This window comes from Streptomyces sp. NPDC053560 (assembly GCF_044544605.1).
GTDB lineage: Bacteria > Actinomycetota > Actinomycetes > Streptomycetales > Streptomycetaceae > Streptomyces.
The window spans coordinates 141,600-167,330 of record NZ_JBITXI010000018.1; the positions used below are offsets into that span (position 1 = coordinate 141,600).

Genomic DNA, 25,731 nt, shown 5'->3' on the forward strand with positions numbered 1-25,731 from the left:
GTCGTCAGGCGGGCTCCTCGGGTCACCGGAGGGGCTCCTCGGGGACGGTGATGACGGTGGGGCCGGGCGTACGGAGCGCCTCGTGGAGCGCGTCGGCGAGTTCGGCAGGGGTGCCGGCGCGCGCTCCGTGCCCGCCGTACGCGCGGGCCAGCGCGGCCAGGTCGACGGGCGGTACTCCGGGCGGCGGCAGGTCGACTGCGACCGGCCGGTCGCCGCGGGCCGCCATCTCGTCACGGATCTCGCCGTACCCCCCGTTGTCGAACACGACGACGGGGAGCGGCAGCCGGAGCTGTACGGCGGTGGCCAGCTCCTGCACGGAGAACTGCAGGCCGCCGTCGCCGCTCAGCGCGACGACCTGGCGCTCGGGGGCCGCCGCCTTGGCGCCGATCGCGGCGGGCAGCGCGTACCCGAGGGTGCCGAAGCCGGTGGGGTGCAGGTAGCGGCCTTCGGGGCCGACCGGGAGGTGCGGGAGCGCGCCGTAGTAGCAGCACTGGGCGCTGTCGGAGGTGAGCACGGCGTCCGGCGCGAGTTCTTCGCGGATCGCCCGCAGGTACGGGAGCCGGCGCGCGTCCCGCTCGGCCGTCTCCGCGTCCCGCTCGGCGCGCAACGCCGCGGCCGTACGCGCGGCAGCACCCGCCTCCCGGTCCGCCCCCAGCCCCGCGAGCAGCGCCCGTACCGTCTCCCGCGCGTCCCCCACCAACGCGATGTCGGCCGGGAGGCCCGCGTACATCTGCGCCGGGTCCAGGTCGGCACGGAGCAACGGGCCGCGGAGGGCGAGCGGTTCGGTGGTCCACAGGTCCGCCTCGGCCAGCTCCGTGCCGACCGCGAGCAGCGCGTCGCACTCCTCCGTCAGCCGGCGCCGGACCGCCGGGCTGTGCAGCGAGACGCCCAGCGAGAGGGGGTGCGTCTCGGCGAGGATGCCCTTGCCGTTGGCGGTGGTGACCACCCAGGCGTCCAGCCCCTCCGCCAGCGCCCGGCACTCGGGTGCCGCGGCCCGGGCACCGCCGCCGAGGACGAGGGCCGGGCGGCGGGCACCCCGCAGCGCCTCGGTCGCGGCGGCCAGCGCGCCCGCCCCCGCCGCCGCCGGTACGGCGGGCGGCGCGAGCCGTACGGGACCGGCCGCCGCCGTCTCCGTGAGCAGGTCCAGCGGCACTTCGATGTGGGCGGGCCGGGGCCGTTCCGTACGGAACAGGGTCCAGGCACGGGCGACCGCGGCACCGATCTCCTCGACCGTCGAGACGCGGTGGCTGAACGCCGCCACCGCCCGCAGCGCGTCCGTCTGGCTGCGCATCTCGTGCAGCAGGCCGGTCGCCAGGCGCGGGTGGCGCAGCGGCATGCCGGGCGAGACGACGAGCAGCGGGACGCTGTCGGAGTACGCCTGGCCGACGGCCGCCGCGATGTTGAGGAGGGCCGGGCCCGTCGTGGTGAGCGCGACGCCGGGACGCCCCGTGACCCGGGCGTACGCGTCGGCGGCGTAGCCCGCGCCCTGCTCGTGGCGGGGGTTGAGGTGGGCGATGCCGTACGCGTCGAGGTGGCGGTAGATCTCCAGGTTGTGCGTGCCCGGGATGCCGAAGGCCTGTGTGACGCCGTGCGCGGCCAGCGCCCGGACGAGGGCGCGGCCGCCCGTCATGTCCGTCGTCATCACATGCCCCGCGCGATGACGAGGCGCATGATGTCCGAGGTGCCTTCCTCGATCTCCTCCAGCTTGGCGTCGCGCATCCACTGCTCGACCGGATACTCCCGCGAGTAGCCCCAGCCGCCGAGCGTCTGGACCGCGGCCCAGGTGCAGTACGCGGCGGTCTCCGAGGCGGTGAGCTTGGCCATCGCGGCTTCGGAGGTCGCGTCCAGCCCGGCGTCCAGCCGCTTGGCCGCGCGCCAGGTCATCAGCCGGGCCTGCTCGACGCGGGTCCGCATGTCCGCGAGCCGGAAGGCGACGGCCTGGTGCTCGATGATCGGCTTGCCGAACTGGCGCCGGCTGGCAGCGTAGTCGCGGGCGTACTCGTAGGCGGCGCGGGCGATGCCGGTGGCCGCGGCGCCCAGGACCGCGCGGGAGATGTCGAAGGTGCGCATGAGGCCGTGGAAGCCCTGGCCCTCGTCGCCGAGCCGGTTCTCCTCCGGTACGAACGCGTCGCGGAAGAAGATCTCGCGGCAGACGATCGCGCGCTGCCCCATCTTCCGCATGGGCGCGCCGAATTCGACGCCCGCGGTGTCCTTGCGCAGCAGGAACGCGGTGACGCCGCGGGCGCGCAGGGCGGGGTCGGTCTTGGCGAAGACGACGTAGCTCTCGGCCTCGCCCGCGTTGGAGATCCAGGCCTTCTGGCCGTTGAGCAGGTAGCCACCGGCGGTGCGGACCGCGGTGGTGGTGATCGACGCGGCGTCGGAGCCGGCGCCGGGCTCGGTGGTGGCGAGCGCGGTCATGGGGGTGTCGGGGCCGGTGAGCGGGGTGAGCCAGGTGCGCTGCTGCTCCTTCGTGCCGAGTTCCAGCACCGGGTCGGCGAAGAAGCCGTTGGAGCAGAGGAGGTTGCCGATGCCGAGGTCGCCGGCGCACAGCTCCTCCTGGACGAGTACCTGCGTGAAGACGTCGGTGAAGCCGCCGCCGCCGTACTCGGCCGGGAGCATGAAGCCGGTGATGCCGACCTCGGCGGCCTTGCGCCACAGGTCCCAGGGGGTGCGGGTGTCGGCCTCGTCCACGTCGCGGGCCCGGGGCCGGATCTCGTCGCGGGCGAAGGCGCGGGTGAGGTCGACGATGTCCCGTTGCTCGTCGCTCAGCGGGACCAGCTCGGTGGGCAGCTCTGGCATGGGCTCTCCCTCTCCGGATGCGACGGCCGCGCCGGGCGCGGCGACGGCGGCACCTTACTGAATCGTGAGTCAGTATTTGGAGCGGGAACCGGGCATGTCAATGAGCCCGCTGACTGAATCGTCAGTCAGCGGGTGGTTCCGGGTGGGAGCGGCGCGGGGAGGCGGGTCAGCCGCGACGGCCGAGGCGCCGGTCGAGCGCCCGGTCCGCCCGGTGGACCGCGTCGGCGGTGGCCCGGCGGGCGGCGTCCGCGCCGGGCAGCCCGAGCGCGTCGGCGATCTCGTCCCAGCCGTGCCCGGAGGCCAGCAGGGCCCGTACGGCCGCGCCGAGCGCGGAGTCGGCGGCGGCCCGCACCCGTCCGATCTCGGCAAGGGTGGCCAGCAGGTCGGGAGCGGTGCGCGCGGCGGCGCCGTGCTGCTGGACGAGGCCCAGCGACTGGTCGGTGGTGACCCACCAGTCGCCGGCGGTGGCGGCGGGGAGTTCCGGTGTCAGGGTCATGAAACCAGCGTAACGACGCCGGACCGCTTGCCGGGCCCCTTGGTCCGCTGGGCGGACCTGACCCCTCACGCCGGGACGCACCCGCACCACCCGTAGGCCCCCCGTCCCTCAGAAGGTGCCGTTCGTCCTCATGTTCCTCAGCGTGTGGGCGAGGGTGGTGCCGAGGGCGTCCTTGGTCTTCCGGGCCTGCGGGGTGTCGACGTGGATGGCGTTCATGTGGAGGCCGGCGTCGTTGCGGTGGAACCAGAAGCAGATGCCGTTGCAGCGGGAGACCCAGAGGTGCTTCTGGGCGTTGCGGGCGACGTGCTGCTCAGCCCCGGGCGACTTGCGGAAGTCCAGGTAGGAGAAGAAGTTGACCGCGTACGGCCAGTAGCGCAGCGCGGTGTCCTCCTGCGGCGCGAGCAGGTGCCACGCCTTGACGAAGGGCACGTCCGCGTGGCGCTGCATCTCCGCGAAGGCGTCCCGTACGCCGAGCATGACGTCGGGGAAGTCCTTGTCCTCGGCCACCGAGAACTCGATGGGCATCGTGTTGATGAACCAGCCCATGGTGTGCGCGTAGGCGCCCCGGCCGCGTTCGTTGACCGGCATCAGGCCCCGGTAGACGTCGGGCCCGCCCTCCTTGCGTAGGGCCACCCCGACGGCGGCCAGTACGCCCATGAAGAGCCTGCCGCCGGCCGCCTCGCACCGGGCCGCCAGTTCGGCGGCCTCCCGGTCGTGCAGAAGCGTTTCCGTAACGTTGACCGAGGGGTACAGCCGGTCCGGTTCGACGCCGAGATCCAGCGGGAACGGCGGGAAGAAGCAGTCGCCGCGCGCGACGAACTCCTTCCAGTGGTCCAGCCGTTCGTCGTCGGCGTCCATGGTGTCGGTGGCGGCGCGCTGGGCCCGGCTGAATTCGAGGTAGCTGCCCACCTCGGGCAGGTCGGGCTCCTCGCCCCGGGCGTACGCCTCGTACGCGGTGGCGATGTCGTTCACCGCGATCGGCGTCGACAGGCCGTCGGTCACCAGGTGGTCGCAGGCGAAGCAGACGGTGGTGGAGTCGTCCCTGACCACCGCGCCCATGGTGATCAGCGGCCAGGACAGCGTGTCGACCCGCTGGAAGAACCGGTGCACGTACTCCCGGACCTCTTCGGCGGAGCCGGTCGGCCCCGCGTCGACACACTTCAGCTCGATGTCCTCCGGCGCCAGCGCGTCGCAGGACAGGTCGCCGGAGAGCTGCTGGAATGTGCAGCGCAGCACTTCGTGGCGGCGCACGAAGTGGAGCAGCGCCGCGTCCAGCGCTGCCCGGTCGAGCGGTCCGGGGATCTCGAACGTGCCTGCCACGTAGGCACAGACGGCGTCCTCGTCGCCATGGGTCTCATGGGCCACCGCGAAGTGTTTCGCCTGGTTGTACGTCGTCATCTCATACGGCGGTGAAGGGTCGGCCGCGCGCATCCGCGCGCTCACCACCGACCACTCGAAGACATGTCCCGGGGCGATCTCCACGTCTCCGATGGGTACCTGAAGCACTATGGCTCTTTCCGTCGCCTGTCAGTTGCCATGTCGCTCGCGCGGCCGGGGCGGCCATGCACCGGACTCGCGCTTCTTCACCCAACGAGCCGGATTGCTGACAGAAACGGGGTACCGGAGGCGGCACCGGCCGGGACGCCGGCCCGCGGCCAGCCCTCGACCCGCTCGACCTTGTCGATGAGCAGGGCGTATGCGAGCAGGCCGACGACGCCGGTGATGACGAAGACCGAGCGCCGGCCGAAGCGCACGGTGAGCAGGGAGAGGACGGGGGCGGCGACGGCCGGGCCGAGGTACTCGCCGGAGGTGTACGTGGCGGTGGCGCGGCCCCGCTCGCGGCCCGGGAACCAGTTCACGACCAGTCGGTTGCTGCACGGGAAGGCGGGGCGAGGCGGCGGGGCGCGGGGTCGCGCTCATGCGGGGATTCCTTCGTCCGGTCCGCTGGACGGATCGAGGGCCGCGGTACGGGTCTGGTCCGTCTGGTCCGCTATACGGACCACTCGGTCCGAGCTGCGGCGACGATAGAACGTGTGCTGACTATCTGCAAGAGGTTGCCGGCGAGTAACCGCAGGATTGCCTTCCCCTGGTCCGCGGAGCGGACCTCATCCCATACTGTCGCCATGAGCGAGAGCGAGCGCGGCGGCATGCGGACGGTTCAGCGGGCCATCGACATCCTGGGGCTCTTCGGTGAGGAGCGGCCCGCACTGACCCTCCGCGAGATCGTCGAGGGCAGCGGCCTGCCCAAGACCACCGCGCTCCGCCTGCTCCAGACGCTCCGCATGAACGGCCTGCTCTGGCTGGACGAACACGGCAGATACACCGCGGGGCCGACGTTCCTGCGCTGGGTCCGGCTGGCGGACCAGGGCTGGCGTCTCCCGGCCACCGCCCGGCGCGCGCTGCGCGAGCTGGCCGCCGAGCACCGGGAGACGGTGCACCTGTACGTACGGCGCGACGTGCACCGGATCTGCATCGCGCAGGAGGAGGGGCCGCAGGCCCTGCGGCACGTCGTCCGCGTCGGCGACGAGCTGCCGCTGTGGGCCGGCGGGCCGTCCAAGGTCCTGCTGATCGGCGCGGACCCGGCGCTGGTCGAGCGGGTCGCACGCCGCTCCCCGCACGGCACGCGGCACGCCCGCACGCTGACCGAATGGGCGGCGGAGGCGGCCCGTGCCGGGTACGCGGTCAGCCACGGCGAGCACGAGGAGGGGCTGTCGTCGGTGGCCGTACCGGTGCGCTCGCGCGGCGGCGAGGTGGTCGCCACGCTGTCCTTCGGGGGCCCGTCGGCGCGCTTCACCGCCGAGCGGCTGCCGCGCTTCGTGTCCTCGCTGACGGCGGCCGCCCGCACGGTGAGCGGCGGCCTGCCCCTCATGGGCTGAGGGCGCCGCGCACCCTGGCGGGCTAGCCCCGCAGCCCCTCCGCCGCGTCCGCGACCCGGGCGATCAGGCGGAGCAGCGTCTCCTGCTCGTCCTCCTCCAGCGGGGCCAGGAAGACCCGGTTCATGCGGGCCGTGCGCGTGACGAGCTTGCGGTGGTGCCGGGCGCCCTCCTCGGAGAGCTTCAGGACGTTGCGGCGGCCGTCGAGCGGGTCGCGCACCCGCTCCACCAGGCCGCGGCGGACCAGCCGGGCGACCACGTCGGCGATGGTCGAGCGGTCCAGGTGCACGTGCTCGCTCAGCGTGCGCTGATCGATGTCCGGCTTCTCCACCAGCGCGTTGAGGACCGCGAACTGCGGTGAGGTGGTCTCCTCGGACACCATCGCGCCCCACAGCAGCGAGTGCGCCTGCTGCAGACGCCGGGCCAGGTGCCCGGGATGGGTGCTGAGATCGACCGCGGCCATGGGGCCTCCATTGACGAATGAGGAAGTCGATGGAAGTCTACGGCCCATCGACGAATTAATCAGTGCACTGAGCATTTCTTCGGCAGTGCGCGCACCGTCGGTACCTTTTCTGGACCCACACCCGCGGAGTGATGATGGCCGAGATTCGCAGCCTCCACGACGCCGTGGCGGACCTCATCCACGACGGGGACACCGTCGCCATGGAGGGCTTCACCCACCTGATCCCGTTCGCCGCCGCGCACGAGATCATCCGCCAGGGCATCACCGATCTGACCCTCGCCCGGATGACGCCCGACGTCATCTACGACCAGCTGATCGGCGCAGGCCTGGTCAGGAAGCTGATCTTCTCCTGGGGCGGCAACCCCGGCGTCGGCTCGCTGCACCGCTTCCGCGACGCCGTCGAGAACGGCTGGCCGCGCCCCCTGGAGCTGGACGAACACAGCCACGCCGGCATGGCCAACCGCTATGTCGCGGGCGCGTCCAAGCTGCCGTTCGCCGTGCTGCGCGGCTACCGCGGCAGCGACATCCCGAGCCGTACGGACACCGTCTCCACCGTGACCTGCCCGTTCACCGGCGAGAAGCTGGCGGCCGTCGCGGCGCTCAACCCCGATGTCACCGTCATCCACGCCCAGCAGGCCGACCGCGCGGGCAACGTGCAGCTGTGGGGCCTCACCGGCGTGCAGAAGGAGGCCGCGCTCGCCGCGAGCCGGGTGCTGGTCACCGTCGAGGAGATCGTGGACGAGCTGGTGCCGCGTCCCGGCGGCGTCACCCTGCCGACCTGGGTACTGGACGCGGTCGCGCACGTGCCCGGCGGCGCCCACCCCTCGTACGCCACCGGCTACTCCGTCCGCGACAACGCCTTCTACCAGGCCTGGGACCCCATCGCGCGGGACCGCGAGGCCTTCACGCAGTGGATCGAGACGCACGTACGCGGGGCCGAGTCCGCTGCCCGTACGGCCGAAGGAGCGAACGCCTGATGTCCGAAGCGAGCGCCCCCGAGGCGGAGTTCACCCGCGACGAGCTGATGGAGGTCAATGCCGCCCGCGCGCTGGCCGGCGCGAAGACCTGCTTCGTCGGCATCGGCCTGCCCAGCACCGCCGCCAACCTGGCCCGCGCCACCGTCAATCCGGGCCTCGTCCTCATCTACGAGTCCGGCACCATCGGCTCCAAGCCGACCGCGCTGCCGCTCTCCATCGGCGACGGTGAACTCGCGGAGACCGCAGACGCGGTGGTCCCGGTGCCGGAGATGTTCAACTACTGGCTCCAGGGCGGCCGGATCGACGTCGGCTTCCTCGGCGCGGCCCAGGTCGACCGGTACGCCAACATCAACACCACCGTCGTCAGCCGCGGCGAGGACAGGCCCGAGGGCCGGCTGCCCGGCGCGGGCGGCGCGCCGGAGATCGCGTCCAACTGCGGCCGGGTGCTGATGGTGCTGCGCCACTCGACGCGCAACTTCGTCCGGGCGCTGGACTTCGTCACCACGCTCGGCCACGGCGCCGGGCCCAAGGACCGCGCCGCGCTGGGCATGCCGGGCGCCGGCCCCACCGCCGTCATCACCGACCTCGGTGTGCTGCGCCCCGACCCGGCGACCGCCGAGCTGGTACTGACCGACCTGCACCCCGGCGTCACCGTCGAGCAGGTACGCGCCGCCACCGGCTGGGAGCTGCGGGTGGCGGACGAGGTCACCACCACCGCACCGCCCACCGCCGAAGAGCTGGCCGCGCTGCGCGCGCTCAAGGCCGCAGGGAAGAGGTAGGAGACCACCATGGCACTCACACAGGCCGACATCGACCGCGAAATCGCCGAAGTGCAGGACGCGTACGACAAGGCGCGGGCCGGCGGCGCTCCCGCCGCGCACCACCCGCCGCGGGACTACGCCCCCTACCGCTCCAGCACCCTGCGCCACCCCAAGCAGCCGCTCGTCGCGGTGAGCGGCGGCGACCCGGAGACCGTCGAGCTGTCCGGGCCGGTCTTCGGGAGCACCGACGTCACCGCCCTCGACAGCGACCTCACCAAGCAGCACCACGGCGAGCCGCTCGGCGAGCGGATCACCGTCTCCGGGCGCCTGCTGGACAGCGGCGGCCGTCCCGTGCGCGGCCAGCTCGTCGAGATCTGGCAGGCCAACGCCTCCGGCCGGTACGCCCACCAGCGCGACCAGCACCCGGCGCCGCTGGACCCCAACTTCACCGGCGTCGGCCGCGTACTGACCGGGGACGACGGCAGCTACTCCTTCACCACCGTCAAGCCCGGCGCCTACCCGTGGCGGAACCACGAGAACGCCTGGCGCCCGGCCCACATCCACTTCTCGCTGTTCGGCAACGCGTTCACCCAGCGCCTGGTGACGCAGATGTACTTCCCGAACGACCCGCTGTTCCAGTACGACCCGATCCTGCGTTCGGTGACCGACGAGACCGCCCGGCAGCGGCTGATCGCCACCTACGACCACGACCTGTCCCAGCCGGAGTTCTCGCTGGGCTACCGCTGGGACATCGTCCTGGACGGTCCGTCCGCCACCTGGATCGAGGAAGGCCGCTGATGACCGAGCAGCACTCCCCCGCGCTCGCCCCCACGCCCTCGCACACCGTGGGCCCCTTCTACGGCTACGCGCTGCCCTTCCCCGACGGCGGGGAGATCGCGCCCGCCGGACACCCGGACACGATCACCGTGCACGGCTGCGTGTACGACGGCGCCGGCGAGCCGGTACCGGACGCGCTGCTGGAGTTCTGGCAGGCGGACCCCGCGGGCTCGCTCGCCGGGGCGCCGGGCTCGCTCCGCCGCGACCCGGTGACCGGCGGCCACTACGGCCGCAACGGCGTGGACTTCACCGGCTTCGGCCGGGTGCCCACCGACGCCGACGGCCACTACGCGGTCCGCACGCTGCCGCCGGGCGGCGCCCCGTACCTCTCCGTCTGCGTCTTCGCGCGCGGCCTCACCCACCACCTCTTCACCCGCGCCTACCTCGCCGAACCCGCCGGCGACACGCTGCTGTCGGGTCTGGAGCCCGCGCGGCGGGAGACTCTTCTCGCCAGGTCCGAGCCGGACAAGCACCGTACGTACCGCTTCGACATCCACCTCCAGGGCGACAAGGAGACGGTCTTCCTTGCCTTCGACTGATCCCGCGGCAGCGGCGCCGGAGGACGTGGGGCTGCTCGCCCCCGTCCGGGCCGGCACGGCCGCCGAGGCCGCGACCGGGGACGCCGCGTTCCTCCAGGCCATGCTGGACGCGGAGGCCGCGCTCACCCGGGCGCAGGCCGCGCTCGGCGAGGCCCCCGCCGCCGCGGCCGGCGCCGTGACGGCAGCGGCCGACGTGCGCCGGTTCGACGTGCGCGACCTGGCGCTGCGCGCCCGCTCCGGCGGCAACCCGGTGATCCCGCTGGTCGCCGACCTCACCGCGGCGGTCAAGGAGTCGGCGCCGGACGCCACCGGGTACGTCCACCGGGGCGCCACCAGCCAGGACATCTGGGACACCGCCGCGATGCTGGTCGCGCGGCGGACGGTGGCGACGGTGCTGGCCGACCTGGCCCGTACGGCGGAGACGCTGTACGGGCTGGCGGACGCGCACCGCGATTCCGTGATGCCCGGCCGCACCCTCACTCAGCACGCCGTACCGACCACCTTCGGGCTGAAGGCGGCGGGCTGGCGGGCGCTGGTCCTGGACGCGTACGAGCGGCTGGCCGCGGTCCGGCTGCCGGCCCAGCTGGGCGGCGCGGCCGGCACACTGGCCGCGTTCGGCGCGCTGTCGGAGACCTTCGCGCCCGAGGACGGGCCGCGGCTGATCGCCGCGTACGCGACGGAGACCGGCCTGGCCGAGCCGGCGCTCCCCTGGCACACGCTGCGCACGCCCGTCGCCGACCTGGCGTCCGCGCTCGCGTTCACCACCGGCGCGCTCGGCAAGATCGCCGCGGACGTGCTGGTGCTCTCCCGCACCGAGTGCGGCGAGGTCGCCGAGGGCAGCGGCGGGGGCTCCTCCGCGATGCCGCACAAGGCCAACCCGGTACGCGCCACGCTGCTCACCGCCGCGGCCCGGCAGGCGCCCCACCTGGCCGCGACCGTACTGGGCTCGCTGGCCGCCGAGGACGAGCGCCCGGCCGGCGCCTGGCACGCCGAGTGGCAGCCGCTGCGCGAGCTGCTGCGGCTGGCGGGCGGCGCCACCGAGCAGGCCGCCGAGCTGGCCGGGGGCCTGCGGGTCTTCCCGGACCGGATGCGCGCGAACCTGATGCGCACCAAGGGCCTGATGGCCGCCGAGCGGCTGTCGGCCGCGCTCGCGCCGGCGCTCGGCCGGCAGGCCGCCAAGGCCGCGCTGACCCGCGCCTCGCGCACGGCCGTCGAGGAGGACCGCACGCTGGCCGAGGTGCTCCGGGCCGATCCGGAGGTGACCGGCGCGCTGCCTTCGGAGGAGCTGGCGGCGCTGGCCGACCCGGCCGGCTACACCGGCTCGGCGGCCGCCCTCACCGACCGGGCCCTGCGCCGGCCGGGCCCGGCGGTATGACCGTCACCGCCCCGACCGCACCCCCGCCGGCAGCTCCCGGCGCCTGACCGCCGCCCCGCCGGGCACCCGTACCCCATCCGTACGCAACTCCCCCGAGGAGACCCCGTGACCGAGCTCCCCCACCACCGACTCGACGGACCGCAGGACGCCCCGCCGCTGATCCTCGGCCCGTCCATCGGCACCTCGCTCGACGTCTGGGAGCCGCAGCTGGCGGCCCTGACGCGGACGCACCGGGTGCTGCGCTGGGACCTGCCGGGGCACGGCGGTTCGGCGGCCGGGCTGGTGCCCGCCGAGGCGGCCATGGCCGACCTGGCCCGGCTCGTGCTGCGGCTGGCCGACGCGCAGGGCTGGGACACCTTCGCGTACGCCGGGATCTCCATCGGCGGCGCGGTCGGCCTGACGCTGGCCGCCGATCACCCCGAGCGGCTGACCAGGCTGGCGGTCGTGTGCTCCTCGGCCCACTTCGGCGGTGCGGACACCTGGCGGGAGCGGGCCGCGCTCGTCCGCGCCGAGGGGACGGAGGCGATGGCGGGAAGCCGCCCCGGGACGTGGTTCGCGCCCGAGTTCGCCGCCGCGCCCCGCGGGCAGGCGCTCGTCAAGGACCTGCTGGACACCGACCCGGCCGGGTACGCCGCCTGCTGCGAGGCGCTGGCCTCGTACGACGTCCGGGACCGGCTCGCCGGGATCACCGTGCCCACGCTGGTCGTCGCGGGCCGCGAGGACCCGGCGACACCGCCCGCGCACGCCCGGGAGATCGCCGACGCCGTCCCCGGCGCGAGCCTGACCGAGGTCGGCGGCGCCTACCACCTCGCGGGCGTGGACCGGCCGGGCCCGGTGACCGCCGCGCTGGCCGCGCACTTCGCGCCGGAGCCGGACGCCGCCGATACGGAGGGGAGGCCGGTCGACGACGCGGGCCGCCGGGCCGCGGGCATGGCGGTACGCCGGGCCGTGCTGGGCGACCCGCACGTGGACCGCGCCGAGGCGAAGAAGACGCAGTTCACCGCCCGCTTCCAGGACTTCATCACGCGCTACGCCTGGGGCGAGATCTGGACCGGCAGCACGCTGGACCGCCGTACCCGCAGCTGCATCACGCTCACCGCACTGATCGCCCACGGCCACCACGCCGAACTGGCGATGCACGTACGGGCCGCGGTACGCAACGGCCTGACGCCCGAGGAGATCGGCGAGGTGATCCTGCAGAGCGGCGTCTACTGCGGCGTCCCGGCCGCCAACACCGCCTTCGGCATCGCCCAGGATGTGCTCGCCGAACTGGAGTGACGTGCGCGGCCCGGGGTGTCACCGGCCCGGCCGGAATGATCCCCCGCGCGTTTCACGTTGTTGCCATGCGTGCATCACACCGGTGCGGCAGAGTGGTCGCCGCACCGGTCGATCATTGACGAGCGCTGGGGGACAGCAGGCATGACGGACATCGGCAGACGGCGGCTGTTGGCGGCCGGCGGCGGTATCGCGCTCACCGGCGCCCTGGCGGCCTGTGGCTCCAACACCGGCCGCGGTGGCGGCGGTTCGGGACCGGCGCTGAGCCAGTGGTACCACCAGTACGGCGAGACCGGCACCGAACAGGCGGTGAAACGGTACGCCGATGCGTACGACAAGGCCGATGTCACCGTTCAGTGGCGGCCGGGCGACTACGACCGGCAGACCTCCGCGGCCCTGCTGACCGACTCGGGGCCGGACGTCTTCGAGGTCAACGGGCCGACGCTGGACCAGATCCGCGGCGGCCAGGTCATCGATCTGACGTCCGCCGTCGAGCCCGTCAAGGACGACTTCAACCAGGCCGTCCTCGCGCCGAAGATCTGGCAGGACAAGATCTGGGCGATCCCCCAGGTCGTCGACATGCAGCTGCTCTACTACCGCAAGAGCATGCTGAAGGACGTCGGGGTGCAGCCGCCCCGGTCCTTCGACGAACTGGTCGACGCGGCACGCGAGCTGACGGCCAAGGGCAAGAAGGACAAGGTCAAGGGGCTCTTCCTCGGGAACGACGGCGGCGCGGGCGCGCTCGGCGGCACTCCCCTGTACGCCGCCGGCCTGTCGATCGTCACCGAGGACGGCAAGGTCGGCTTCGACGACCCGGCAGCGGCCCGCACGCTCGCGAAGATCCACGCCCTGTACGCCGACCAGTCGCTGCTCCTCGGCGCGCCCACCGACTGGTCCGACCCGGCCGCCTTCACCCAGGGCCTGACCGCGATGCAGTGGTCGGGGCTGTGGGCGCTGCCGCAGGTGAAGAAGGTGCTGGGGGACGACTTCGGGGTGCTGCCCTTCCCCAAGGACGGTTCCGGCGGCGAGAACGCCGTACCGGTCGGCGCGTACGGCTCGGCGGTCAGCGCGCGCAGCAAGCACAAGAAGGAGGCGGCGGCCTTCGCGAAGTGGCTGTGGATCGACCGCACGGACTACCAGCGGGACTTCGCGCTGTCCTACGGCTTCCACATCCCGGCCCGGATCTCGCTCGCCGAGAAGGCCAAGGAGCTGCGCTCCGGCCCGGCGGCCGACGCCGTCTCCTACGCCACCGACCTCGGCCACGCCGAGCCGCTGCTGTGGACCACCGCGTCGAAGACCGCCTACCAGGACGCGGTCAGCCGGATCATCAAGGACGGCGCGAACCCGGAGAGCGAACTGAGGGCGGTCGTCCGGAAGACCCGTACCGAGCTGGACCGGGTCAAGAAGAAGTGATCCGCACGCTGCTGGGACCCCAGAACCGCAACCTGTGGTTCTGGGTGTTCGTCGGCCCGTTCGCGGTCGGGCTGGCCCTGTTCACGTACGTACCGCTGCTGTGGAGCGTGTGGCTCAGCTTCTTCGACGCGCACAACACCGTGACGCCCACGGAGTTCGTCGGGCTGGACAACTACGCCTCGATGCTGGGCGACGGCGCGTTCCTCCGCAGCCTGGGCACGTTCCTGCTGTTCTCGGCGTTCATCGTGCCCGCGACGTACGCGCTGTCGCTGGGGCTGGCCCTGATGGTGAACCGGGTGCGGTTCGCGCAGGCGTTCTTCCGGTCGGTCTTCTTCCTGCCGACCGCGTGCAGTTACGTCGTCGCCTCGCTGGTGTGGAAGCTGTCGATCTTCAACGGGGTGCGGTTCGGGCTGGCCAACACCGTGCTGGGGTGGTTCGGCGCGGACCAGACGGCGTGGCTGTCGACGACCCACCCGCCCTGGTACTGGCTGGTGATCGTCACCGTACGGCTCTGGCTCCAGGCCGGCTTCTACATGATCCTCTTCCTGGCCGGGCTGCAGCGGATCTCGCCCCGGCTGTACGAAGCGGCAGCGGTGGACGGCGCGAAGCCCGGCTGGCAGATCTTCCGGCACATCACCTTCCCGCAGCTGCGGGCCACGTCCGTCGCGGTCGTCCTGCTCCTCGTCATCAACGCCTTCCAGGCGTTCGACGAGTTCTACAACCTGCTCTCCGACTCCCGCGGCTACCCGCCGTACGCCCGGCCGCCGCTGGTCTACCTGTACTACATCGCGCTCGGCAGTGAGCAGAACCTCGGGCTCGGCAGCGCGGGCGCCGTGATCCTCGCGTTGATCATCGCGGTGGCGACCATCGTCCAGGCCCGCTGGTTCGGGCTGGGCCGCAAGGAGGACTGACCGGTGGACCAGGCACTCATCCGGGCGGGCCGGGCCCTGCGGCTGGTCGTGCTGCTCGTCCTCGCACTGCTCTTCCTGATCCCGTTCTACCTGCTGCTGCGCAACGGCCTGGCGACCGAGGCCGACATCACGGCCCCGGACTGGACGTTCTTCCCGCGCTCGCTGCGGTGGGACAACATCGGCGAGCTGTTCGCGGACCCGAACCTGCCGATGGGCAGGGCGCTGCTGAACTCCACGGTGATCGCGGTGGCCACGACGCTGGGCACGCTGCTGCTGGCCTCGCCGGCGGGGTACGGCCTGGCCCGCATCCCGTACCGGCACGCGAACGCGGTGTTCTACGCGATCCTCGGCACGCTCATGGTCCCGGCCGCGGTCACCTTCGTCCCCAGCTTCGTCCTCGTCTCGTCCCTCGGCTGGATCTCGACCCTGCGCGGCCTGATCATCCCCACCCTCTTCTCCGCCTTCGCGTGCTTCGTCTTCCGGCAGTACTTCCTCGGCTTCCCCCGCGAGCTGGAGGACGCAGCGCGGGTGGACGGGCTGGGGTACTGGCGGACGTACTGGCGGGTGGTGGTGCCGAACTCGCGGCCGGTGTTCGCCGCGGTCGGCACGATCGTCTTCATCGGGGCGTGGAACGCCTTCCTGTGGCCGCTGGTGATCGGCCAGGACCGGGAGGCGTGGACGGTGCAGGTGGCGCTGTCGACGTTCACCACCGCGCAGAACGTCAATCTGCATGAGCTGTTCCTGGCGGCCGCGGTCTCGATCCTCCCCCTGATCCTGGTGTTCTTCCTGCTCCAGCGGTACATCGTCGCGGGGGTGGAGCGGACAGGCATCGATGATTGATGTACGGTGCCAGCATGATGGCGCGACCGACCTCCCGTGTGCGGGAGCCGCAGACCTGCGGCCCCCACGGTGAGTGCGCGCCCCGCGGCATGAGCTTCCTGCGCCGCCGCGGCCGGGTGGGTTCGCCCCCGGCCTGCTGTCTCCCGCGCCACTGAGCCACCGGCTCCCGGCGCTTCCCCTCTCCCCCTTTCACCCCGTTCCACCCTTTTCTCCCTTTTCTCGTGCTTCCGCACGTTCCCTGTCCCTTGGTCTCTTTCAGGAGGATCAGATGACGGCTCTCGCCGTGTCCACCGCCCCTGCCCTGCGCGACCACCGCATCCCCGCCGACGGCCTCTACGAAGGGCAGCGGGTCCTGCACCGGCTGCCCGACGGCTGGGAGGACCGCCCGTACGAGCGCTTCGAGGTCGTCCCGCAGGCCCGCACCATCGGCGCCGAGCTGCGCGGTGTCGACCTCTCACGCCCGCTGGACGACGGGCTCCGCGCGGAGCTGAACCGGGCACTGCTGGAGTGGAAGGTGCTCTTCTTCCGCGGCGCGCACCTCACCTCCGCCCAGCAGCGCGACTTCGCCCGCAACTGGGGCGAGCTGGAGACCAACCCGCTGCTCGCGCGGGGCGACTCCGAGGACGTGGTGCGGTTCGACAAGAAGGACCCCACGGCGCCCACCTTCGAGAACGTCTGGCACACGGACGTGACCTTCCGGGAGCGGCCCGCGCTGGGCGCGGTCCTCCAGCTGCGCGAGGTGCCGCCGTTCGGCGGGGACACGATGTGGGCGGACATGGCCGCCGCGTACGACAACCTGCCGCTGGACATCAAGGAGCGCATCGACGGGGCCCGCGCGGTGCACGACTTCATTCCGGGCTTCGAGCGCTTCTACCCGGCCGAGCGGCTCGCCCCGCTCCAGGAGCAGTTCCCGCCGGTCGAGCACCCGGTGGTGCGCCGGCACCCGGAGACCGGCCGGAAGATGCTCTTCGTGAACACCTCCTTCACCACCCGCATCGTGGGCTGGGAGCGGGCGGAGAGCGACCGCGTACTGCGACTGCTGTTCCAGCAGGCCCATGTGCCGGAGTACCAGGTGCGGTTCCGCTGGCAGCCGGGTGACATCGCCTTCTGGGACAACCGGGCGACGCAGCACTACGCGGTCGCCGACTACGCGCCGCACGGACGAGTGGCGGAGCGGGTCGCCATCGCGGGCGACCGGCCGCAGTAGGACTGTCCGGCCTCCCGTTACCACTTGTTGAGGCCACGTCAACTCGTGTCTCTTACGGTGCACTTCGCGTCTCCCCCGGCCGCCACCCGGCGGCCGGGGCTCTCACGACACACGTGGAGTGACCGTGGAACGTCGTACCTTCCTGCGCGGAGCCGTCATCGGCGCCTCGGCGGCCGCCTTCGGCGGGACCCTGACGCCCGGTGCCGCGTACGCGGCGCCCGCCCAGCCGGGCTCCGGCCCGTACGGCGCGCTCGGCGCCGCGGACGCCAACGGCATCCAGCTGCCCGCCGGTTTCACCGGCCGCATCATCGCCCGGTCCGGCCAGCAGGTCGGCAGCACCGGCTACACCTGGCACAACGCCCCCGACGGCGGTGCCTGCTTCGCCGACGATGGGGATACCGCTCGCTCGAGCGAAGCCGAGAGTGGGGGAGGGTGGATCTACGTCTCCAACTCGGAGATCAATCCGGGCGGCGGCGTCAGCGCGGTGAAGTTCGACGCGACCGGCGCGATCATCGGCGCGTACCGCATCCTCGCCAACACCCGGCAGAACTGCGCGGGCGGCAGAACCCCGTGGAACACCTGGCTCTCCTGCGAAGAGGTCTCGCTCGGCGCGGTGTACGAGACGGACCCGTACGGGGTGAAGGCGGCCGTCCGCCGGGACGCGCTGGGCAGGTTCAAGCACGAGGCGGCCGCGGCCGACCCGGTGCGCAAGGCGATCTATCTGACCGAGGACGAGTCGGACGGCTGCCTGTACCGCTTCGTGCCGACCACGTGGGGCGATCTGTCGGCCGGCCGGCTGCAGGTGCTGGCCGCGGGGACCGCCACAGCGGGCTCCTTCAGCTGGGCGGACGTGCCCGACCCGGACGGTTCGCCGGCCACCACCCGTACCCAGGTCTCCGGCGCCAAGCACTTCAACGGCGGCGAGGGCTGCCACTACGCCAACGACACGGTGTGGTTCACCACCAAGGGCGACAACCGCCTCTGGCAGCTGAACCTGACGAACAGCACGTACGAGCTGGCGTACGACGACTCGCTGGTCACCGGCGGGAACGCGCCGCTGACCGGGGTCGACAACGTCACCGGCGCATCCTCCGGCGACCTCTACGTCGCCGAGGACGGCGGCAACATGGAGATCTGCGTGATCACGCCGGACGGCGTCGTGGCGCCGTTCGTGCGGATCAACGGCCAGTCGGGCTCGGAGATCACCGGTCCGGCGTTCTCGCCGGACGGGAAGCGGCTGTACTTCTCCAGCCAGCGCGGCACGACCGGCAGTTCCTCCGGTGGCATCACCTATGAGGTCACGGGGCCGTTCCGGGCGTAGCCGCCGGTACCGGGTCCGCCGGGGCGCCGCCGCGGATGAGCGCGGCGCCCAGCGGGGTGAGGGTGTGCAGTACCGCGTTGCCCTGCCGCAGGGTGACCAGTAGCCCGGCCTCCCGCAGGACGGTCGCGTGCTGGCTGGCGGAGGCCAGCGACACCTCGGCGCGCCGGGCCAGTTCGCTGGTGGTGCAGCCGCCGCCGATACCCCGCAGGATCGCGGAGCGGGTGCGGCCGACCAGCCGGCCGAGCGAACGGCCCGGCGCCGCCGCCGTGGTGGGCCGCGGGGCGTGGTGCTCGACGGGGTAGACCAGGACGGGCGTGAGGTCCGGGTCGTACAGGGTGACCGGGGTGCGGCGGCAGAAGAACGACGGGACCAGCAGCAGCCCCCGCCCGTCCAGGTACAGGTCCCGGTCGACGGGGTAGTCCGCCTCCAGGACGGGCGGCCGCCAGCGCATCATGGGCGGCAGCGAGCCGAGCAGCCGGTCGGCGCCGCCGTCCAGCAGGGCCCGGCCGCGGGCCGCCCGGTCGGCCTCGATGCGAGCCTGTACGTGCGGCCAGTACGGCGCGATGGCCGCGTCATGGTAGTGCCGCAGGACGCCCGTGAGCCGGTGCAGCGGCCGGGTGTCGCCCTGGGCGAGGTCGGCGAGCCACGGCTGGGGCGGGCGGCCGTCGGCGAGCCGGGTGAGATCCCGGTGCAGCCGCGGGGCCGGAGTGGCTTTCAGCGCGTCGAGTGCGTCATCGATTCCGAGCAGCCCTTCGGGGGGCGTAAGGAAATCGGGAAAATATCCCTTGGCCGGTACCAGCGGGGCGAGGTACCGTGTTTCACCATTCAACCGGGAGCGGGTTTCCGTACGCCATTCGTTGAGCGCCGTACCACCCTGCCGGTCGCGAAGTCGGTGAAAACTTAAAACGGTCTCCCAGAGCACATCAGGGCGTGCGGCAATCCGCACGCGGGCCAGATCCGGTCCACTGAAATGGACGCGCAGCACCGAAACCCCACCATCGCCATCAGTCGTCGGCCCCCCGAGCACCCGAGTATGCACTCGGCCACACGGCGTCACCACGTCCTTTTGGCCAGATCTGAAAAGGGTCGCGCCGGGACCGAACTCCCGGAATGCTGATACTCAATTCGGCGGCGATACGGACGGCACGGATTGCTCGGACCCGTGGGGGGTGACGAGCCATCACCGGCCGCCCCGCTACCCGCCGAAGGCCGCCGCCCGGGCCGAGCTGGCGGCGGCAGCTCCCGAGGGGGGAGTCCGGAAAAGGCGAGGGCGGCACCTCCGCACAGGTGCCGCCCTCGTTTCGCACGAACCGGAGCCCCTGCGATCGGCTGAGGGTCGGGGGCCCATCCAGCGGCTCCGGTCGTCCACGGCCGGGGTCCGGCCGCCTACCGTCTGCCGACCGGGTTTCGTGCACCGGCCGGCAGACGAGTCTTCGTGCGGCCGGCGCGCACGGCGCCGGCCACTGTCCGCGTCAGCGGCTGTCGCTGCCCTTGGACTCGGCCGCCGCGCGGCCCGCCTCCAGCCGCGCCACGGGGATGCGGAACGGCGAGCAGGAGACGTAGTCCAGGCCCACCTCGTGGAAGAAGTGCACCGACTCCGGGTCGCCGCCGTGCTCACCGCAGACGCCGAGCTTGAGGTCGGGGCGGGTGGCCCGGCCGGCCTCGGCGGCGTTGCGTACGAGCGAGCCCACGCCGTCCTTGTCGATGGTCTCGAACGGGCTGACGCCGAAGATGCCCTTCTCCAGGTACGCGGTGAAGAAGCTGGCCTCCACGTCGTCCCGGGAGAAGCCCCACACGGTCTGCGTGAGGTCGTTCGTACCGAAGGAGAAGAAGTCGGCGGACTCGGCGATCTGCCCGGCGGTGAGCGCCGCACGCGGCAGTTCGATCATCGTGCCGAGGGTGAGCCCCAGGTCCACACCGTGGGCGCGCTCGACCTCGGCGATGACCTGCTCGGCCTCCTCGCGGACGATCTCCAGCTCCTGGACGGTGCCGACCAGCGGGATCATGATCTCCGCACGCGGGTCGCCCTTGGCTGCCCGGCGCTCGGCCGCGGCCTCCGCGATCGCCCGGACCTGCATGGCGAACAGGCCGGGGATGACCAGGCCGAGGCGGACGCCGCGCAGACCCAGCATCGGGTTCTGCTCGTGCAGCCGGTGGACGGCCTGGAGCAGGCGCAGGTCGTTCTCGTTGGAGTCCTTGCGGGACTCGGCGAGCGCGACGCGCACCGACAGCTCGGTGATGTCGGGCAGGAACTCGTGCAGCGGCGGGTCGAGGAGGCGCACCGTGACCGGCAGCCCGTCCATCGACTCGAAGAGCTCGACGAAGTCGCCCTTCTGCAGCGGCAGCAGCTCCGAGAGCGCGGCCTCGCGCTCCTCCTCGGTGTCGGCGAGGATCAGGTGCTCGACCATCTCGCGCCGCTCACCGAGGAACATGTGCTCGGTGCGGCACAGGCCGATGCCCTGGGCGCCGAACCGGCGGGCGCGCGCGGCGTCCTCGGCGTTGTCGGCGTTGGCCCGTACCCGCAGCCGGCGCACCCGGTCCGCGTACGCCATGATCCGGTGCACGGCCTTGACCAGCTCGTCGGCGTCGTCCGCGCCGGCGTGCATGCGGCCCTCGAAGTACTCCACGACCGGGGAGGGCACGACGGGCACCTCACCGAGGTAGATCTTGCCGGTCGAGCCGTCGATGGAGACGACGTCGCCCTCCTCGATAACCACACCGCCGGGCGCGGTCAGGCAGCGCCGCTTGGTGTCGACCTCCAGCTCCTCGGCGCCGCAGACACAGGTCTTGCCCATGCCGCGGGCGACGACGGCGGCGTGCGAGGTCTTGCCGCCGCGCGAGGTGAGGATGCCCTCGGCGGAGATCATGCCGTTGAGGTCGTCGGGGTTGGTCTCGCGGCGGATCAGGATGACCTTCTCGCCCGAACGCGACCACTTCACCGCGGTGTACGAGTCGAAGACGGCCTTGCCGACGGCCGCACCCGGCGAGGCGGCGATGCCGCGGCCCAGCAGCTCGGTCTTCGCCTTCTCGTCGAAGCGCGGGAACATCAGCTGCGCGAGCTGCGCGCCGTTGACCCGCTGCAGCGCCTCGGCCTCGTCGATCAGGCCCTGGTCGACGAGCTGGGTGGCGATGCGGAAGGCGGCGCCCGCGGTGCGCTTGCCGACGCGGGTCTGCAGCATCCACAGCTTCCCGCGCTCGATGGTGAACTCGATGTCGCACAGGTCCTTGTAGTGCGTTTCGAGCGTCTCCATGATCTGCATCAGCTCGTCGTACGACTTCTTGTCGAGCTGCTCCAGGTCCGCGAGCGGGACGGTGTTGCGGATACCGGCCACGACGTCCTCGCCCTGCGCGTCCTGCAGGTAGTCGCCGTAGACGCCCTGGTGGCCGCTGGCCGGGTCGCGGGTGAAGGCGACGCCGGTGCCGGAGTCCGGGCCGAGGTTGCCGAAGACCATCGAGCAGACGTTGACCGCCGTGCCGAGGTCGCCGGGGATGCGCTCCTGGCGCCGGTACAGCTTCGCCCGGTCGGTGTTCCACGACTCGAAGACCGCGCGCACCGCGAGGTCCATCTGCTCGCGCGGGTCCTGCGGGAACTCCCGGCCCGTCTCCTTGGAGACGATCTCCTTGAACTGCCCGACGAGCTTCTTCATGTCGGCCGCGTCCAGCTCGACGTCGACCTTCACGCCCTTGGCACGCTTGGCCTCCTCCAGCGCCTCCTCGAAGAGGTCACCGTCGACGCCGAGCACGGTCTTGCCGAACATCTGGATGAGACGGCGGTAGGAGTCCCACGCGAAGCGCTCGGAACCGGCCTGCTGGGCGAGGCCGTTGACCGACTCGTCCGAGAGCCCGATGTTCAGAACGGTGTCCATCATGCCGGGCATGGAGAACTTCGCACCGGAACGCACCGAAACGAGCAGCGGGTTGTCGGCCTGCCCGAGCCGCTTGCCCATCCGGCGCTCCAGGGCGTCCAGATGACCCGACACCTCGGCACGCAGTGCCGCCGGCTCCGCACCGCTCTCGAGGTACTCCTTGCAGGCCTCGGTGGTGATGGTGAACCCGGGCGGGACGGGAAGTCCCAGATTGGTCATCTCGGCGAGGTTCGCACCCTTCCCGCCGAGCAGATCCTTCAGATCCTTGTTGCCTTCGGTGAAGTCGTAGACGAACTTCGTCGACTTCACAGCCTCGGCCGACTGGGTTACGTGGGGATCTTGTGTTTCCGACACGGGACTGAACTCCTCGCGGACGGCTGCCCTGACGGCGAGGAACATACCCAGATCGAAGGCGTCTGGGTACGTCCACTCGGTCGACATACGCCCGTAACCCGGCGTCAGCCAACAGATCGAAAGTTAACGATCTTGGCGACATGCATTCATCTTCTGAATGAATGACTCCGAAGGGTGCCGATGACCATGCCGATTCTCCACGTAGAGCGATACAAGTCTTGATCATTTGAAGTAATGAAGCCTGGCACCCAGTGCCAGCATTGGAGAGATGGAACCCCTCGCCACATGCTCATCTGAGCGGCCCCCTGATCAAGGGTGGCGAGAATCACGCGCCAGGGCGACCCCTGATCCCACGATCCGGACCCACCGACGGACGTGTCATGCCGACGTCACTCCGCCGATACGTCTCCGCCCGCCACCCTCGCCAGAAAGGCGTCCACTAGCGCATACGCCCGCTCCCGCGCCTCGGGAAGCGCCGCCCGCACCTCCTTGACCAGCGCCTCAGGGTCGACCCCGACCTCGTCCGCGATCCCCTCGTCATCACCGTCGAACCAGGCCTGCAGCACCTCCGGCGTCAGCTCCGGGTGGAACTGCACGCCGAGCGAGCGCCCGCACACGAAGGCCTGGGAAGCCACCTCATTACGCGCGAGCTCCCGGAGTGCGGCCCCCTCTCCACCCCCTGCGACCTGCGGCAACAGCCAGCGGTCGCCGTGGAACTGAAACCACGGGCCGGGCCCGGGCAGCTCCGGCTCGTCCGCCTCGATCTCCGTCCAGCCGAGCTCGAAGCGCGGGGCGCGCTCAATTGAGCCCCCGAGCGAGGCGGCCAGCAGCTGCCCGCCGAAGCAGATGCCGAGCACGGGCACGCCCAGTCGGTGCGCGTCCCGCAGCAGGTCCAGCTCGGCCCGTATCCAGGCGTTCATGCGATTCACGGACCAGGGCGCGCCGAGCGACAGAATCAGGTCATATTCGGTGACCGGCGGAAATCGGGGCTCGACGTCCGGGGTCGCGTACCGCTCCGCGGGGACCACGAGCAGCTCCTCAAGCGCGTATCCGCGCTGCGCCAGCCGGTCTCCGACATGACCGGCGGTGGACAGGTGATCGTGGGCGATGACCAGGGCGCGCTTCGTCACGGCAACCTCGTTCGACTCGTAGGGCTGATCGGTTGGCCAATCGTTCGGCTGATCGATCAGGCAACCGTTTGGGATCAAATTTACTGGCGCTCGCGTGCCGGCCACCCCCTTGAGGCGGCCACCCCTCCGGCATATCGTTTGACCTCAAACAACAGCACGAAACGGTGACGCCGATACCGCCCGATACCGCCCGATACTGAACGACGCCGAACGATGCCGACCTGGAGGCCGCGTATGCCGTCCCCCCGCATGCTGCTCGTACTCAGCGAGAACTGGACCATGACCGGCGGCCGCTGCGACCTCGACGCGGTCGTCCGCTGGGCCCGTGAGGCGGAGGACGCCGGGTTCGACTCCGTCATGCTGAGCGAGCACCTCGTCCTCGGGCCCGACTCCGGCGCGCTCGGCGTCATGCCCAACCCGCGCGAGTACGCCCTCCCGGGCAACCAGGACCCGCACACCCCGTGGCCCAACTCGGTCGTCCTGCTCAGCGCCATCGCCGCCGTCACCGAACGCCTGCGGCTGGTCGCCGGAGCGATCCTCGCCCCGCTCCGCCACCCCCTCCTCCTCGCCAAGGAACTGGCCACCCTCGACCTGCTCAGCAAGGGCCGGCTGATCGTCCTCCCGACGGTGAGCTGGAGCCGCGACGAGTACGCGGCGCTCGACGTGCCGTTCGCGCGGCGCGGCAAGCTGCTCGACGAGCACCTGGCCGCCTGGGAAACCCTGTGGCGCCCCTCCCCCGCCGCCTTCGAGGGCGAGCACTACGCCTTCTCCGATGTCTACCTGGAGCCCAAGCCGTACCGGCCCGGCGGCCCGGAGCTGTGGTTCGGCGGCGGCTCGCTGCACGGCCCGCTGCTGCGCCGCCTGGTCCGCCACGGCCACGGCTTCAACCCGCTCGGCCGCCCGGCCCCGGAGGAGCTGGACAAGCTGCGCGCGGCGATGGCGGAGGCGGGACGCTCGATGGACGAGCTGGAGATGGTCGGCGGCACCCGGGCGGTCTTCCCCGGCCCGGACGCGGTGGCGGACCTCGGCCGCGCGCTGGAGAGCGTGCCGGAACAGATGGCCCAGGGCTTCGGCACGTTCTGCATCAAGCCGTCCCAGTTCACCGACGACCCGCAGGACGTCGGCCGCTTCTGCCGCGAGGTGATGCGGCGAGTGGAGCGACTGACGTCCTGCGGGTCTGTGTGAGGGAGCGGCTGACGTCCCACGGGCCCGTGTGAGGGAGCGGAGACGGTCCTTGTGAGGGAGCGGTGGCGGCTCAGTGGCCGCGGGTGACCCACTCCTCCAGGTGCGGTGCCTCGTCCCCGATGGTGGTGCTGTCGCCGTGACCGGTCAGCACCTTCGTCTCGGGCGGCAGGGTCAGCAGCCGTTCGCGGATGGATTCGACGATGGTCGGGAAGTCCGAGAACGAGCGGCCCGTCGCGCCCGGCCCGCCCTGGAAGAGCGTGTCACCGGTGAAGACGGTCGCCAGCGCGGGCGCGTACAGGCATACGGCACCCGGCGCGTGCCCCGGCGTATGCAGCACGGTCAGCTCCGTACCGGCCACCGTGAAGATCTGCCCGTCCCCCAGTTCACCGTCCGGCAGCCGCTCGGGGTGGGTCTGCTTCCACAGCGGCCAGTCGTCCGGGTGGAGCAGGACGGGGGCGGCCGCGCGCTCGGCGAGTTCGGGCGCGGCGTCGATGTGGTCGTTGTGCGCGTGGGTGGAGAGGATCGCCAGCAGGCGTCGGCCGCCCACCGCTTCCAGGATGGCATCGGCGTCGTGCGCCGCGTCGATGACGATTGCCTCGCTGTCGTCCCCGATGATCCAGACGTTGTTGTCGACGTCCCACGTGCCCCCGTCGAGGGAGAACGTGCCGGAGGTGACGAGGTGTTCGATCCGGGCGACCATCAGAGCACCACCACCGAGCGGAGAACGTCACCCTCGTGCATCCGCGCGAACGCCTTCTCCACGTCCTCGATCCCGATCGTCTCCGTCACGAACGCCCCCAGATCCAGACGCCCCTGCAAATGCAGATCCACCAACATCGGGAAATCCCGGGAAGGCAGACAGTCCCCGTACCAGGACGACTTCAACGCCCCACCCCGCCCGAAGACATCCAACAACGGCAACTCCAACATCATCTCCGGCGTCGGCACACCCACCAAAACCACCGTCCCCGCCAGATCACGGGCATAGAACGCCTGCTTGTACGTCTCCGGACGCCCCACCGCCTCGATCACCACATCCGCACCAAAACCACCGGTCAGCTCACGGATCGCCGCCACCGGATCCGCCCCCCTGGAATTCACCGAATGCG

23 protein-coding genes and 1 pseudogene are annotated in these 25,731 nt (G+C 71.8%); 13 read left to right on the forward strand and 11 right to left on the reverse strand.

Annotated features, from left to right (window positions below; all coding sequences use genetic code 11):
• Nucleotides 1-22: 22 nt before the first annotated feature.
• The 5 genes and pseudogenes from ACIGQF_RS34430 to ACIGQF_RS34450 all read right to left on the reverse strand — a co-directional run.
• Complete coding sequence (locus ACIGQF_RS34430) at nucleotides 23-1,642, reverse strand: 5-guanidino-2-oxopentanoate decarboxylase (RefSeq protein WP_399718703.1); 1,620 nt, start codon at nucleotides 1,640-1,642, stop codon at nucleotides 23-25.
• A complete protein-coding gene (locus ACIGQF_RS34435) occupies nucleotides 1,642-2,799 on the reverse strand; it encodes an acyl-CoA dehydrogenase family protein (RefSeq protein WP_399718705.1) in 1,158 nt (385 codons plus the stop codon). The genes ACIGQF_RS34430 and ACIGQF_RS34435 overlap by 1 nt, the downstream gene beginning before the upstream one ends.
• A gap of 166 nt (nucleotides 2,800-2,965) precedes the next feature.
• A complete protein-coding gene (locus ACIGQF_RS34440) occupies nucleotides 2,966-3,295 on the reverse strand; it encodes a hypothetical protein (RefSeq protein WP_399718707.1) in 330 nt (109 codons plus the stop codon).
• A gap of 108 nt (nucleotides 3,296-3,403) precedes the next feature.
• Complete coding sequence (locus ACIGQF_RS34445; RefSeq protein WP_399718709.1) at nucleotides 3,404-4,801, reverse strand: condensation domain-containing protein; 1,398 nt, start codon at nucleotides 4,799-4,801, stop codon at nucleotides 3,404-3,406.
• A 77-nt stretch (nucleotides 4,802-4,878) separates the two neighbouring features.
• Nucleotides 4,879-5,169: pseudogene (locus ACIGQF_RS34450) on the reverse strand (MFS transporter); the annotation flags it as partial.
• Nucleotides 5,170-5,418: 249 nt separating this feature from the next.
• Here ACIGQF_RS34450 and ACIGQF_RS34455 point away from each other — a divergent pair.
• Nucleotides 5,419-6,171 carry an IclR family transcriptional regulator gene (locus ACIGQF_RS34455; RefSeq protein ID WP_399718712.1) on the forward strand — a complete coding sequence of 251 codons (753 nt, stop codon included), beginning with the start codon at nucleotides 5,419-5,421 and terminating at the stop codon, nucleotides 6,169-6,171.
• Between the two features lie 22 nt (nucleotides 6,172-6,193).
• On the opposite strand, the gene ACIGQF_RS34460 is transcribed toward ACIGQF_RS34455, so the two are convergent.
• The gene (locus tag ACIGQF_RS34460) at nucleotides 6,194-6,631 is read right to left on the reverse strand and encodes a MarR family winged helix-turn-helix transcriptional regulator (protein ID WP_399718714.1); all 438 of its coding nucleotides are present in this window, start codon (nucleotides 6,629-6,631) and stop codon (nucleotides 6,194-6,196) included.
• 134 nt (nucleotides 6,632-6,765) lie between these two features.
• On the opposite strand from ACIGQF_RS34460, the gene ACIGQF_RS34465 reads away from it, so the two are divergent.
• The 11 genes from ACIGQF_RS34465 (at nucleotide 6,766) to ACIGQF_RS34515 (ending at nucleotide 18,087) form a co-directional block, all read left to right on the forward strand.
• Nucleotides 6,766-7,608: a CoA transferase subunit A gene (locus ACIGQF_RS34465; protein ID WP_399718716.1), complete on the forward strand. Its 843-nt coding sequence runs from the start codon at nucleotides 6,766-6,768 to the stop codon at nucleotides 7,606-7,608.
• Entirely contained in the window at nucleotides 7,608-8,387 is a 780-nt protein-coding gene (locus ACIGQF_RS34470) for a CoA-transferase subunit beta (RefSeq protein ID WP_399718718.1), read from the forward strand. The genes ACIGQF_RS34465 and ACIGQF_RS34470 overlap by 1 nt, the downstream gene beginning before the upstream one ends.
• A gap of 9 nt (nucleotides 8,388-8,396) precedes the next feature.
• Nucleotides 8,397-9,167 carry a protocatechuate 3,4-dioxygenase subunit beta gene (gene pcaH / locus ACIGQF_RS34475; protein WP_399718721.1) on the forward strand — a complete coding sequence of 257 codons (771 nt, stop codon included), beginning with the start codon at nucleotides 8,397-8,399 and terminating at the stop codon, nucleotides 9,165-9,167.
• Complete coding sequence (gene pcaG, locus ACIGQF_RS34480; RefSeq protein WP_399718724.1) at nucleotides 9,167-9,745, forward strand: protocatechuate 3,4-dioxygenase subunit alpha; 579 nt, start codon at nucleotides 9,167-9,169, stop codon at nucleotides 9,743-9,745. The genes pcaH and pcaG overlap by 1 nt, the downstream gene beginning before the upstream one ends.
• A complete protein-coding gene (pcaB, locus tag ACIGQF_RS34485) occupies nucleotides 9,732-11,120 on the forward strand; it encodes a 3-carboxy-cis,cis-muconate cycloisomerase (protein WP_399718727.1) in 1,389 nt (462 codons plus the stop codon). Before pcaG ends, pcaB begins: the two co-directional genes overlap by 14 nt.
• A 105-nt stretch (nucleotides 11,121-11,225) precedes the next feature.
• Entirely contained in the window at nucleotides 11,226-12,398 is a 1,173-nt protein-coding gene (pcaD, locus tag ACIGQF_RS34490) for a 3-oxoadipate enol-lactonase (RefSeq protein WP_399718729.1), read from the forward strand.
• Between the two features lie 141 nt (nucleotides 12,399-12,539).
• A complete protein-coding gene (locus ACIGQF_RS34495) occupies nucleotides 12,540-13,808 on the forward strand; it encodes an ABC transporter substrate-binding protein (protein WP_399718731.1) in 1,269 nt (422 codons plus the stop codon).
• Nucleotides 13,805-14,719 (forward strand): carbohydrate ABC transporter permease, encoded by a 915-nt coding sequence (locus ACIGQF_RS34500; protein WP_399718733.1) that lies wholly within the window; start codon nucleotides 13,805-13,807, stop codon nucleotides 14,717-14,719. The genes ACIGQF_RS34495 and ACIGQF_RS34500 overlap by 4 nt, the downstream gene beginning before the upstream one ends.
• Before the next feature lie 3 nt (nucleotides 14,720-14,722).
• Nucleotides 14,723-15,559: a carbohydrate ABC transporter permease gene (locus ACIGQF_RS34505; protein ID WP_399718736.1), complete on the forward strand. Its 837-nt coding sequence runs from the start codon at nucleotides 14,723-14,725 to the stop codon at nucleotides 15,557-15,559.
• 268 nt (nucleotides 15,560-15,827) lie between these two features.
• Nucleotides 15,828-16,766: a TauD/TfdA dioxygenase family protein gene (locus ACIGQF_RS34510; protein ID WP_399718738.1), complete on the forward strand. Its 939-nt coding sequence runs from the start codon at nucleotides 15,828-15,830 to the stop codon at nucleotides 16,764-16,766.
• 124 nt (nucleotides 16,767-16,890) lie between these two features.
• Nucleotides 16,891-18,087 carry an alkaline phosphatase PhoX gene (locus ACIGQF_RS34515; protein ID WP_399718742.1) on the forward strand — a complete coding sequence of 399 codons (1,197 nt, stop codon included), beginning with the start codon at nucleotides 16,891-16,893 and terminating at the stop codon, nucleotides 18,085-18,087.
• On the opposite strand, the gene ACIGQF_RS34520 is transcribed toward ACIGQF_RS34515, so the two are convergent.
• The 3 genes from ACIGQF_RS34520 to ACIGQF_RS34530 form a co-directional block, all read right to left on the reverse strand.
• Complete coding sequence (locus ACIGQF_RS34520) at nucleotides 18,065-19,072, reverse strand: ArsR/SmtB family transcription factor (protein WP_399718745.1); 1,008 nt, start codon at nucleotides 19,070-19,072, stop codon at nucleotides 18,065-18,067. The genes ACIGQF_RS34515 and ACIGQF_RS34520 overlap by 23 nt on opposite strands.
• A gap of 487 nt (nucleotides 19,073-19,559) precedes the next feature.
• Entirely contained in the window at nucleotides 19,560-22,352 is a 2,793-nt protein-coding gene (ppdK, locus tag ACIGQF_RS34525; RefSeq protein ID WP_399718748.1) for a pyruvate, phosphate dikinase, read from the reverse strand.
• A 344-nt stretch (nucleotides 22,353-22,696) separates the two neighbouring features.
• Nucleotides 22,697-23,437, reverse strand: coding sequence for a type 1 glutamine amidotransferase (locus ACIGQF_RS34530; RefSeq protein ID WP_399718750.1), 741 nt, complete (start codon nucleotides 23,435-23,437; stop codon nucleotides 22,697-22,699).
• A gap of 234 nt (nucleotides 23,438-23,671) precedes the next feature.
• Here ACIGQF_RS34530 and ACIGQF_RS34535 point away from each other — a divergent pair, with 234 nt between their 5' ends.
• On the forward strand, nucleotides 23,672-24,622 hold the full coding sequence (locus ACIGQF_RS34535; protein WP_399718753.1) for a TIGR03619 family F420-dependent LLM class oxidoreductase: 951 nt from the start codon (nucleotides 23,672-23,674) through the stop codon (nucleotides 24,620-24,622).
• A gap of 70 nt (nucleotides 24,623-24,692) precedes the next feature.
• On the opposite strand, the gene ACIGQF_RS34540 is transcribed toward ACIGQF_RS34535, so the two are convergent.
• Both ACIGQF_RS34540 and ACIGQF_RS34545 read right to left on the reverse strand, forming a co-directional pair.
• Nucleotides 24,693-25,322 carry an MBL fold metallo-hydrolase gene (locus ACIGQF_RS34540; RefSeq protein ID WP_399718756.1) on the reverse strand — a complete coding sequence of 210 codons (630 nt, stop codon included), beginning with the start codon at nucleotides 25,320-25,322 and terminating at the stop codon, nucleotides 24,693-24,695.
• Nucleotides 25,322-25,731: zinc-binding dehydrogenase (locus tag ACIGQF_RS34545; protein WP_399718758.1), on the reverse strand; the 410-nt coding region annotated here is incomplete at its 5' end. The genes ACIGQF_RS34545 and ACIGQF_RS34540, both read right to left, overlap by 1 nt.